Origin of the sequence: Sediminibacillus terrae (assembly GCF_009602435.1) — a bacterium.
GTDB lineage: Bacteria > Bacillota > Bacilli > Bacillales > Amphibacillaceae > Sediminibacillus > Sediminibacillus terrae.
Genome location: NZ_VZDQ01000023.1, coordinates 205473 through 217841 on the forward strand (window position 1 = coordinate 205473; position 12369 = coordinate 217841).

A 12369-nucleotide genomic window follows, 5' to 3' on the forward strand; every position below is an offset into this window, starting at 1 on the left:
AAGGGTTAGAGAGGGAGAAACAGATGGCGGAAAAACTACTTATGGTTACTTATCGGCAACAATTACATAAATGCCATTTATACGAATCGGCAGCAAAGCAGGTGACAATCGGGCCGGATCGGTCTGATGCGCTTGCGTTTCCAGAGATGGAACGATCTCTGTCAGGTCAATGGGATGGAAAGCGATGCACCATCGAAGGAAACAAGGTAGAAGAGCATGTGTCCATACAAGTTGCTGACGAGCAGCTCGATGCTTTTCTTCTCGATACAGATGATATGCAAGCATTCGACATAGCGGGCAAGGATACCGTGACAGTCGGCACCCATGCTTATGATGACATCACGCTGCGTCAATCGGAAGCCGATTTTGTGCTAAAAAGATTACCCGAAAATGGCGCATTTGCTTTGGAAGTTTCCGCTGGGAATGTTTATCACAATTTTGCCGGCGGAAGCGAACATGCGGTTGTCCTGCCGGGGGATCAGCTATTTATTGACGGCTTTTTGTTTTCCGTCGGTGAAAATGAAATTTATATCACGGCCTCCAGGCAGCGTTTCAAAAGTAAATTGGTAGAGCTGGTCCATGTGGCCACTCCTTACACAGAAGAGTATCCGGACTACCATCGGTCTCCCCGGATCATTTATCGGGAGCCAGAGGAAAAACGTACCATCGCCAAGCCATCCAACAAACCTTCCAAGCCGAGCGAACAGCTGGCGCGTACGATCGTGCCTCCGCTTGTCATGGTGGTTGCACTGGTGCTGATTTCCCTGGTTCAACCACGGGGAATTTACATTATGGTCATGCTTTCGGTAACGGTCGTCACCATTATTTTCTCCATCTCGTCCTACATCAAGAATGTGAAAAAGTACAATGCCGACATGAAGGAAAGGGAAGCAAGCTACAAAGCCTACTTGCAGCGGAAAACGAAGGAGCTTTACTCGGCAACAGAGGAGCAGCGCCATGCTTTGACCTACCATTATCCAAGCGTGGAAGAAATCCGCGACATGGCAGTCGGCGTCCAGGCCCGCATTTACGAAAAGACGGTTTACCATCATGACTTCCTGAATTACCGGACCGGGCTCGGCGAAGTCGACACTAGCTTTTCGATTGAGTTCAATGAAGAAGAATTCACCCAGGAAAAGGATGAACTGGTCGATGAAGCCCGGCATTTGCTGTCCCAATATCAAACGTTGAAAGATGTCCCTGTGCCGGCATCGCTGATGAAGGGGCCGGTCGGTTATATCGGACAGCGGCCGCTTGTCCTGGAACAGCTTCAGCTGATGGTCATGCAGCTATCCTTGTTCCACAGCTACCATGATTTGCAGTTTGTCACCATTTTTCCGGAAGAAGAAAAAGGAAAGTGGGACTGGATGCGCTGGCTTCCCCATGCAAGTGTCCGCGATGTCAACGTACGAGGCTTTGTCTACCATGAGCGCTCGCGTGACCAGGTGCTTCACTCCCTTTATCAGGTGCTGAAGGAGCGCAAGCAGACACTGGATGAAAAAGGGAACAACAACAGGGAGAAAATCTATTTTTCTCCGCATTATGCCATCCTGATCACGGACGAAAAAATGATCCTTGATCATACCATCATGGAATTCTTCAATGAAGACCCGAGTGAGTTAGGTGTTTCGCTCGTATTCGTGCAAGATGTGATGCACGCCTTGCCGGAGCATGTCAAAACGGTCATCGATATACGGGATGCCAACAACGGAACGATTGTGCTGGAAGAAGGCGAGCTCGTCAACAAACACTTTTCTCCAGACCATTTTCCACAAGGATTTGATAAAGAGGAAGTATCACGCGCCCTGGCACCGATCAACCATTTGCAAAACCTGAAGAACTCCATCCCGGAAAGCGTGACCTTTCTGGAAATGTATGGAGTGGATAAAGTGAACGAATTGGCGATTGCCGAGCGCTGGGTAAAAAACGAGACATATAAGAGTTTGGCCGTACCGTTAGGACTGCGCGGAAAAGAGGACATCGTCCAGTTGAATCTGCATGAAAAAGCGCACGGTCCCCATGGACTTGTCGCTGGTACAACCGGTTCCGGTAAGTCGGAAATCATTCAATCGTACATTCTATCGCTGGGTGTCAACTTCCACCCCCATGAAGTCGCCTTCCTGTTGATCGACTATAAAGGCGGCGGCATGGCGAATTTATTCCGGAATCTGCCGCATCTGGTCGGAACGATCACCAACCTGGACCGGGCCCAGTCGATGCGGGCGCTGGCTTCCATCAAAGCGGAATTGCAGAAACGGCAGCGTTTGTTCGGAGAGCACAATGTCAACCATATCAATCAATATCAAAAGCTATTCAAACAGGGAGAGGCAAGCGAGCCCATGCCGCATTTGTTCCTGATATCCGATGAATTTGCCGAATTGAAATCCGAGCAGCCCGACTTTATGAAGGAACTGGTATCGACGGCGCGGATCGGACGTTCACTCGGGATTCATTTGATACTCGCCACGCAAAAACCGAGCGGCGTGGTCGACGATCAAATCTGGTCCAACTCCAAATTCAAGCTCGCCCTCAAGGTGCAGAACGAAGGAGATTCGAACGAAATCCTGAAAACACCGGACGCCGCGGAAATCACGCTGCCTGGGCGCGCTTACTTGCAAGTGGGAAACAATGAAATTTATGAATTGTTCCAAAGCGCCTGGAGCGGTGCCGATTATGTGCCGGATAAACAGGACCAGGAGTACGTGGACACGACGATTTATGCAATCAACGAGCTCGGCCAGTACGATATCCTGACCGAGGATTTAAGTGGACTGGATAACAAACAAGAAATCGAGAAGACACCGACCGAGTTGGATGCCGTCATCGATTATATCGCTGACTATACGGAAGCCCAGCAGATAGAACAGCTGCCAAGACCGTGGCTGCCGCCGCTTCCGGAAAGGATCAAAGCAGCGGACCTGCACCCGGTGAATTACGAAGAAGAATGGCAGAAGCCGAAGCCGGCTTTGCAGGCTACCATCGGCTTGCTGGACCAGCCGGAGCTGCAGTCCCAGTCTCCATTGACCTTGAACTTAGGCAAGAATGGCCATGCCGCCGTTTTTTCCAGTCCTGGTTATGGGAAATCAACCTTTTTGCAAACCGTCGTCATGGATCTGGTGCGGCAGCATAACCCGGAGCAGTTGCACGTATACCTGCTGGACTTCGGCACAAACGGCCTGCTTCCGCTGAAACAGCTTCCGCATGTCGCCGACACCATCCTTGTCGATGAGGAAGAGAAAGTAGGAAAACTGATCCGCCTGCTTACAGCGTCCATGAAGGAACGAAAACAAAAACTGAGCCAATACGGCGTCGCCAACATGGAAATGTACGAAAAGGCCAGCGGCGACAACGTCCCAAACATCGTCATCGTAATCGATAACTTCGATTCGGTAAGAGAAGCAGATTTTTCCGATGAATTTGAAAAACTGGTCACACAAATCGCCCGCGAAGGCGCAAGTATCGGCATCCATCTCGTCATCAGTGCAGGAAGGCAAAGCGCCATGAAAATGCCGCTCCTTTCCAATATCAAAACGCAGATACCACTGTACTTGATTGAACCGACAGAGGCTAGATCGATCGTCGGCAAAACCGACATCGAGATAGAAGAAATTCCCGGAAGAGGTCTCATCAAACTGGAAGACCCTGCCCTGTTCCAGACCATGCTGCCTGCAGAAGGAGAAGAAACCCTCGAGGTAATCGACGCCATCCAGCAGACGGCGAAGGAAATGGATGAACACTGGCAAGGCGAACGGCCGGAGGAGATACCGATGATGCCTGAAGGAGTTATCGATTTCGAGAAATTTAAAAACAATAAAAAGACAAAAGAGCTTATCGAAAGGAATCAATTGCCTTTAGGGTTGGAATTTGAGGAAGTACAGCCTGTTTCTTTTAATCTGGAAAAATATCATCATTTACTTGCAGTAAGCGATAGAAAAGAAGGCATGGATAGAATCAACTGGGCCATTGCTAAAAATATCGCTTCATTAAGGGAAGCCTATCAAACCATGATTATCGATAACAACGAAAAACTGCTTGCGGAAATCGGCAAAGAAGTGAATGCCTATATTTCGGAAGAACAAGGAATCCTCTCCGTTAAAGTCGATTTAATTAGTGAAATTAACATGCGGTCCCAGCAACAGGGCGACTACGTAAATTGGATTGTCCAAATTGTCGACTTGCAGGATTTTTGTGAACGAAGCGGGATAACGGTAGAAGAGATGACTGTCTTGCTGGAACAGGGAGAAAAAGTCGGCATCAACTTTATTATCGGTTCGGATTACAGCTATATCGGCATTAGTTTCGAACAATTGCCTAAGTATGTTAGGAATAACGCAACAATAGGGTTAGTCAGCATGCGGCTGGGCGATCAAGATATTTTCAAGCAGCCGTTTATCAGACAGGAAAAATATCCAAACCCTTATGAGTGTTATATCGCAATGGATCATCAGCATATGAAAATAAAAATTCCCGAATAAGGAGGAATGAAGTTTGAGCAGTGCAGAGCTTTACAGATTACGCAGGCAGAGAGCCACTGTTGTTCAAGGAATAAGCAATTCACGAGAGCAAATAAGCATTCTTGCTGACAAAATCACCAGGCTTCGGTCGGCGTCTTCCAATTTACAAGGAAGCATCTCTTCCCTGGAGACGAGTAAGCAGCAGATCAACAGCTTATCAATCGACAAGAACAGCTGGAAAGGAAAAAACCAAACTAAATTCGAAAGTCGTTATGATGCTTATAAAGACAGTGTGAAGGATTATGTGGATAAAACCATCGACGCTAGAGAAGGGATTGAAGATGAAATCCGACGTCTAGAGAATACAAGAATGGCTTATACCAATGGTTTAAGCAATCTTCAGTCCACCCTGAATTCTCTTGATTACCAAATCAGCCGGGCGAAGGAGGATTAAGCAATGGCAGAAGAAGTCGGCATTAATATAGACGTATTCCGGTCCAATATCAAAAAGCTGCAGAGCTCTGTTTCGGGACTGGAAAGTGGGATGAAAACGAATAGATCGTTTGAGAAAACGAACATAAAGCCGTTTATTGACGATTTGGAAAACACTATTAAAGCGATCGAACTTCTTGAAGAGTATAAGACGTTACTGATTTCGGATATAAATACCCTTGAAGAAACAGGAGAGAAAATGAGAGAGAAAGACGAAGAACTAGCAAGACCAATGAATAACATGGGCCCACAGCAAATTCGGTAAGGAGAGGAGGATTTTATGGTTCAAAAAGTAGATATATCTGAAGTCATTTCATTTTCTGATGACTTATACGCAGAGACTGAACAATTGGTGGACAAATTAAATATTATTAAAGCGAATATAAATCTTATAATTCAAATGGATTCATTTAAAGGAAAGACAGCAAATTCGGCAAAGGATTTTTTTACAGAGCTTCACACAAAAACATTGAGTGCATTTCAGGAATTGTTTTCAAGCCTGCAACATAATATAGACAGCCATATTCAAGCTTTTCATTCAGAAGTGGATACAAGCTCTTCTACAATTCTTCACAGTCAGTATCTACAGGAAAAAGAAGAAGATATAATTGACGGTTATGCAGAAATTAAACAAACAGCGAGAGAAGTAAACAGTACAATTAACAGAGTTCTGGATATAACCAGTGTAACTACTCCAACTCTTTCGAAGGTTTCCAGTGAAAAGACCGAAGTAAATCAATTGCTAAATAAACTTAGCAAAAATTTCGCTGGTTTTGTAAATACAGGAAGTGGAGACTCCGATGTTAAAACCATCATTTCAGAAATTAAAACTATGTTGAATGAAGCTAGTAAAAAGACAGGCACAGATAGATTTAATGATGAGAATATTATTACTAGTAATATGTCGGCAATAACTCTAGCAGTTAGTACTGCAAAAGAAAGCAGAACTTTTAACTCAAGTCACAAAATGTATAGAGCTGGAAAGCAAGGGGTACTAAGTACTTCTGAGCATCCCGATATGCGAAGAGGGAAAAATTCATACAGAATTAATGCTAATAAAAGAGCCTTATATGAATTAGGGGTAAAGCCTGATGGGAAGGCAACAAGTGATTTTAATTATCGACTTCCTAAAGACCGAAGTAATTGGGGTGACGCCGACTATAAAAGGGCGTTTCATAATCAAACTACTTTGAAATATGCAAGCAAGCAGGTAGGTCAAACTGGATGGTCGAATACAGGAAAGAATGTCTTAAAGATGCACCCGGAAATGAAATATTGGAATGATAAAGTAAAACCAGTGGGTGTGCTTAAAACTACAGGAAAAGCAGCTTTAGAAGGAGCTGCTAATAGTTTCACTGACCCTTTTAAAAAGGGATATGGAGGAATAAAAGGTGTATCAAAATCTCTAGGTGTATTTGGTACAGGTTTAAATTATTATAGTAATTATAATGACGCGAAAAAAGATGGTTTAACTGGTAATGAAGCTGTGAAACGAGCTACTGTAGATACTACAGTAGATACAGCAGTAGGTGGGGCAATACAAACTGCATTTACTGCGGCAGGTACTGCTGCAATACCTATTCCTGGAGTAGGAACTGCAGTGGGAGCTATAGCTGGAATTGGTGCTAACTGGCTATTAAACAAAAAATGGGGGAAAGGAAAGGATTCGAAATCAGCTATGGATGTTATAAAAGGATGGTTTCATTAATCATTTATAAAGAGGGTGAGATAAAATGATGAATAAATTTTCGGAAAGTGATTTTTTAGTGTTAAGAGGTCCTTTAGAATCAGGAAGACAAAGTCCAGGAGGATTAGGTGGTGTATTAGTATTAGCCGTAATCCTTCAAGCACTGATGTTATTTTTAGAACATTTTGTAGGGGGATATTCGGTATATCCAAATAAAGATATTATATTCCAGTTTCATTTTGGGATATCTTGTATTATAGCTTTTTTATCAGTTATTTACATGATTCCGGCTGTTTATATGAATTCTCAAAAAATCCAATACTTTTTAAGCATTATAGCTTCTCAAAATCTTTTTGGTATTTCATTTTTGATAATGGCTTTTCTGGCATTAGGAGCAGATATTACAACAAATACCAACTCACTTGTAAGATTAACTTTTCTAACGTTAGGAGTAGGAGTTTTAATTTTCTTTTCAACTTATATCCGTTTTTATATTTTGCTGCAAAAAGGTGAATTTCGTAAAGGAAGTACAAGGGATATCCAACGAAGTAAGCTGGAAACAAAGTCTTATTTACCCATTGTTATTATTGGCAGTACGGGGTTAGTTTTTATTTTGCAATATATAATGAGAAATTTTGATATGGTTGGTTTTGATACCATCATTATGGCAACTATCATGATTGGATTATTTTACACGATGTTATTTGTCCTGCCGGAACAACTAGTTATTCTCTACTGCAAATATCGTTTTGACAGCTTTAATTATGAACAAAACGGTCAATTAAAACCAATCCGTGACCAAGATGGAAATATAGTCGACGAAAACGTGGATGAAGATATCAGTTACAAGGAGCTCTATGAAGAGATGGAAGATTGGGAGAAAAACTAACTTGTGGAAAGGATGAGATAATGAATGATTGAAACACGAACACTTTATTATAATAATCTATTAACTTATGAAATGAGAGATTTAAAATCGAACTGGCAAGAGGGTATTTTTCTGATGGAAGAGCTTATACTAGCCGAAGGAATATATAAAAACGGCCCGATATTTTTCTCGTTTTGTCCAGAAAAAAACGAAGAGAAATTCGGCAAATTTACATATTACTTGCCAATAAATGAAGCTGTTAAGTTAGAGGACGACAGCACAGATTTTTCTTTTCAGGAAACCTTTCAAATAGAAGAAGCCCTGACTCTTCGTCATGCTGATCAGGAGGTTGACTTTTATGCGGCTCATCAAAAAGTTAAAGACTATGCGGCAGAGAAAAACATTGGTATTACAGATACTTTTTATTGTGTGCTTCTGGAAGTATACGGGGATATCATCATAGATCTGTATGTCCCCGTGGAAGATTGGAGCGGAAATGTATGATTACGGAAAATCATCAAATCGCTTACCGAAATGTCGTATCAAAATATTACAATTTTGTACCTGAAGAGATTGATATAGCGATGAAAGACTTTGATTCAATTTTGGAGAGACAAGGATTGCATACCAATGGAAATATGTTTTTTTCCATTCTAAGTAATCCCACGGAAGAGGTTATGACTGCGGAAATCTTTTTAACAATTGAGGAAGATAAGTTTAAAAATGATACGGATGAACAAATGTTTTTCCGAAGTTATTTTTCAGTTAAACCTATGATAATGTCAAGGATTCTGGAAGACTTTGATGCTGCTTCGCAAGAAAAGTATTGGGAGTTGGTGCAATATCTGCAACAGCGTGGGTTTACTCAAAAAACTCCAGTTTTCGTAGAATTTAAGAATAGCTTTAAAGGACGTAATTATGTAGAGATGAGTATCGGGATATAAAAACAATCAGAGTAAAATTACAAAAATGTAGTGGAGTGTGAGTTTATGAAGAAATTGATTATGTTGTTTACGGTAACCCTGTTTGTATTGGTAATGGCAGGATGTAATAATGCTGAAAATGCGGCAGATGGGGAAACGAACAAGGGTAGCGAAACTTCAGAGGAAAATACCGCTCAAAAAGAATCAGAAGAACCTGTTACAGAGGAGGAAAGTCAATCTAATGACGAGGTGGAGGAATTGAAATTACAGTTACAAAAACAAGATGAAGAGGCCGGTATTACAATAGAAGATAATGAAGTTTATAGCGCGTTAAACGAAGCAATTAATGCTGAACCAAACATGGGCATTCCAGATGACTTTAGTTTGTATCCATTCGATATCCTAATGAATCCGGACGGAAACAATTCTATCGTATTTCTGGCAATCAATCGGTTGAAGGACCCAATTAAAAATATTTCATTTGATTTTAAATTCGGAAACGGGGATAGCCAAGAGTACATATGGGAAAGTACAGATGTCAGTCTGCCTGAAGGGCAATTTGGAACCCTGGAGTCAAACCACGCTATGCCGTTTATGCTTGATATCACACCCGAACAAGAAGCAATTTTTGAGACGTTAAATATGGATAACGTTGACATGCAGGTGGATAACTACAATATGGAAATTGGTGGATAAAATGAAGAACGAGACTTATCGATTTTATGCCGATCGTTGGAAAAACGGATTCCTGGCGATATTATTCTCATTTCTGATTTTTATCTTATTCTCTAAGGTCTTAAATGATACTTCATATATGACGGGAACTGGTGTAACAGTAAGTTGGATAATAGTAGGATTAAGCTTTCTTTTTGCTGTGATATGTCTTATTAGAACCATTGATCCTAGACCTATAGTAGAAGTAAATGATGATGGGCTTAGGATTCAAACTTTCCTATTCTGGAAAGAATTTGTTTCTTGGGAGGAAATCTTAGAAGTAAAAAAAGAGAAATATACACAGCGTGCTTCCAATATCACACTAAATGCACATTTAAAAGTGACATCTTACTTCTTAAGGGTCTATCGGCCAAATAAACGTTCTATAGCAATTAACTTGTCGTTATTGAATAAGCGCGGTAATGAGTTCAATGAGGTGATTGGCCGATATATGAAAGTTAATAAAACGGTTGGGTGAAAGTATTAAACAATAGAGAGTCCAAGATGCACCTGCGAAATATATAATAGCAGGTGCGTTTCGTTTTTCTTTTTGTATTTATTATGGATGAATCTGTTAATATTAGCATTTTTGCATATGGGTTTCTAATCTACTTTAAGTTCCCAACGGAAGGTTCGAATCATACAAAGTTAGGGATGATTGTATGCTGAAAGAGTTAAAAGAAGAAGATTTTGCAGTGTTGAGGGGACCCTTGGAATCTGGGAGACAGAGTCCTACCTCTTTTGCGGCTATATTGTTGTTATCTGTTTTTTTACAAAGTTTATCGTTCGTTTTAACGTATGTAGCTGCTGCAGACGAGACAATATTTCCTTATAAAGATCAAATGTTTGTTACCCATTTGGTGATAACAGTATTATTGATTATTTTATCGGTAGTATATGCCATACCTGCTGTTTTTAAAAAAGGGGAAAAGTTCCAATATCTTTTATCAATTTTAGTGTCCCAAAACATATTGGGGGTATCTTTTTATATTTGTGCCTTATTTTTTATAGGATCAGAAAGAGGAATTACTGAACAGTCTCTCCTACAATTTACGGCCGTAACTCTATTGTTTGGTTTGATTGTTTTTATATTGACTTGTGTACGCTTTTTAATCCTTTTAAAAAAGGGGGCGTATAGAAGAGGTTCCAGTAAAGATAAGCTGCGTTCGAAGTATGAAAGGGGCATTAAGACATATCTGCCTATCATAATAACAGGTAGTTTGGGTGTGGTTTTCATTCTGCAATTTTTAATTAGATCGATCGGTATATATGATCTAGAAACTGCCTTTATGATGGTGCTGTTTATCCTGTTATTTTATGCCATGCTTTTCGTCCTGCCGGAGCAGTTGGTCATCCTCTACTGTAAATACCGTTTTGACAGCTTTAATTTTAATCAAAAAGGTAATCTCAAACCTTTGGGGAGGAAAGGTGCATGAGTAAGAGTATCGACTCTGGAAACATTCACAAAAGTAAGGATGAGGAAGATTATGCTTGGAAAACTATCTGAGGAAGATTTTGCGGTTTTAAGGGGACCTTTTGAATCCGGAAGGCAAAGTCCTCAATCATTAGCTGCTATGCTTTTAGTTTCTACTTTTGCTCAAGTATTAATGTTTGTCTTAACGTATATAGTGGCAGCTGACACTACTAGATTTCCCAACAAAGAAATTATATATCAAATTCATTTGATAATTACAATCATACTAATCATTTTATCCATTATTTATGCTCTCCCGCCATGTTTTAAAAGTATCAGTGGTCAAAGGACACAATATCTTGTAGTTATGTTGGTATCACAAAACCTATTTGGGATTTTCTTATTTATTAGTGCACTCTTTATTATTGGAGAAGGAAACCTAATTACAAATGAATCTATTGTAATGTTTATATATGCCACATTACTTTTAGGAGGGCTGATATTTTTGTTCACCTGTATAAGGTTTTATCTATTACTTAAGAGAGGTGAGTACCGAAAAGGATCAAAAAAAGATATAAACAGATTTGTAATAGAGGATAATATAAAATCATTTATTCCTCTTATAATTTTTGGAAGTGTGGGAGCTTTTTTTATTATTCGATTCGTCATAGAAAACTATTATTATATGGATTCAGAATCCATAGGAATTGTACTAATAGGTATAGCTTTATTTTACTCCATGCTTTTCGTCCTGCCAGAGCAGCTGGTCATCCTCTACTGCAAATACCGTTTTGAAAGTTTCAATTTTAATGAGAAAGGTGAGCTAAAACCGATGTACCTTCAACACACTATCAATCATAAAGAGTCGGTTAGAACTTAGATCAAGAATATAAGTTATTAGTTATTATAGCCTATCCCATTTAAGGTGGTGAGTGAATGTTTAACACTTTGAGAGAGGTTGATTTTGCAGGTTTACGTGGACCATTTAAGTCAGGAAGACAAAGCCCAACGACTCTAGGAGCTGTGCTTTTATTTGCGGTGTGTCTTCAAGCACTCCTATTATACTTAGAATATTTTGTAGGACAGTATTCTATTTATCCAAACAAGGAGTTAATCTTAAAAGTCCATCTTTGGGCATGTTGTATAATAGCTTTTTTCTCAGTTATTTATTCAATCCCCTTAGTATTTTATCGATCTCAAAAAATACAGTACTTATTAAGTATCATTGTTTCGCAAAATTTGTTTGGTGTTTCTGCCTATATTTTAGGAATAATGGTTCTGGGTACTGAGACTGAGAACAGCCAAGCTTCTCTTATCACATTCACATTTATCACTTTTGTTATAGGTGTGCTAGTTTTTAGTATCACTAATATCCGCCTGTTATTGTTGCTTATAGGCGGTAAGTATAAAATAGGATTTACTAAATATAATCAACGGAATAAATTGGAAAATAATTCATTTACATCTTTGATTCTAATTAGTGGTGTTGGGATATTGTTTATTTTGCAATATTTAGTGAGAAATATTGATTGGGCAGACATAGAAACTATTTTTATGGTAACTCTTGCCGTGGTGCTTTTTTATGCTATGCTATTTGTCCTGCCGGAACAACTAGTTATTCTCTACTGCAAATATCGTTTTGACAGTTTTAATTATGAACAAAATGGTCGTTTAAAACCAATCCGTGACCAGGGTGGAAATATAGTTGACGAAAACGTAGATGAAGATATCAGTTACAAGGAGCTTTATGAAGAGATGGAGGATTAGGAGAAAAACTAATTTGTGGAAATGGTGGCAAGGATGATAGAAACATAAAC

Annotated in this window: 12 protein-coding genes; all 12 read left to right on the forward strand. The window is 40.0% G+C overall.

Features of this window, described 5'->3' with window-relative positions; genetic code table 11:
* Positions 1-23: 23 nt before the first annotated feature.
* The 12 genes from essC to F6X55_RS10095 all read left to right on the forward strand — a co-directional run bounded on the left by essC (position 24) and on the right by F6X55_RS10095 (position 12319).
* Positions 24-4475 carry a type VII secretion protein EssC gene (gene essC / locus F6X55_RS10040; protein ID WP_153463040.1) on the forward strand — a complete coding sequence of 1484 codons (4452 nt, stop codon included), beginning with the start codon at positions 24-26 and terminating at the stop codon, positions 4473-4475.
* A gap of 13 nt (positions 4476-4488) precedes the next feature.
* Positions 4489-4908: a YwqH-like family protein gene (locus F6X55_RS10045; RefSeq protein ID WP_153463042.1), complete on the forward strand. Its 420-nt coding sequence runs from the start codon at positions 4489-4491 to the stop codon at positions 4906-4908.
* A 3-nt stretch (positions 4909-4911) separates the two neighbouring features.
* On the forward strand, positions 4912-5211 hold the full coding sequence (locus tag F6X55_RS10050; protein WP_153463044.1) for a TIGR04197 family type VII secretion effector: 300 nt from the start codon (positions 4912-4914) through the stop codon (positions 5209-5211).
* A 15-nt stretch (positions 5212-5226) separates the two neighbouring features.
* Entirely contained in the window at positions 5227-6654 is a 1428-nt protein-coding gene (locus tag F6X55_RS10055; RefSeq protein WP_153463046.1) for a T7SS effector LXG polymorphic toxin, read from the forward strand.
* A 25-nt stretch (positions 6655-6679) separates the two neighbouring features.
* Complete coding sequence (locus tag F6X55_RS10060) at positions 6680-7522, forward strand: hypothetical protein (protein ID WP_202616130.1); 843 nt, start codon at positions 6680-6682, stop codon at positions 7520-7522.
* A gap of 24 nt (positions 7523-7546) precedes the next feature.
* Entirely contained in the window at positions 7547-8005 is a 459-nt protein-coding gene (locus F6X55_RS10065; RefSeq protein ID WP_153463048.1) for a hypothetical protein, read from the forward strand.
* Positions 8002-8445 (forward strand): DUF5085 family protein, encoded by a 444-nt coding sequence (locus tag F6X55_RS10070; protein ID WP_153463050.1) that lies wholly within the window; start codon positions 8002-8004, stop codon positions 8443-8445. The genes F6X55_RS10065 and F6X55_RS10070 overlap by 4 nt, the downstream gene beginning before the upstream one ends.
* A 45-nt stretch (positions 8446-8490) precedes the next feature.
* A complete protein-coding gene (locus tag F6X55_RS10075; protein ID WP_153463052.1) occupies positions 8491-9120 on the forward strand; it encodes a hypothetical protein in 630 nt (209 codons plus the stop codon).
* A gap of 1 nt (position 9121) precedes the next feature.
* Positions 9122-9616: a hypothetical protein gene (locus tag F6X55_RS10080; protein WP_153463054.1), complete on the forward strand. Its 495-nt coding sequence runs from the start codon at positions 9122-9124 to the stop codon at positions 9614-9616.
* A 184-nt stretch (positions 9617-9800) separates the two neighbouring features.
* Positions 9801-10574, forward strand: a complete 774-nt coding sequence (locus tag F6X55_RS10085) for a hypothetical protein (RefSeq protein ID WP_153463056.1) — start codon at positions 9801-9803, stop codon at positions 10572-10574.
* Between the two features lie 51 nt (positions 10575-10625).
* Positions 10626-11432 carry a hypothetical protein gene (locus F6X55_RS10090; protein WP_153463058.1) on the forward strand — a complete coding sequence of 269 codons (807 nt, stop codon included), beginning with the start codon at positions 10626-10628 and terminating at the stop codon, positions 11430-11432.
* Positions 11433-11488: 56 nt separating this feature from the next.
* Positions 11489-12319: a hypothetical protein gene (locus tag F6X55_RS10095; RefSeq protein WP_153463060.1), complete on the forward strand. Its 831-nt coding sequence runs from the start codon at positions 11489-11491 to the stop codon at positions 12317-12319.
* Positions 12320-12369 lie beyond the last annotated feature (50 nt).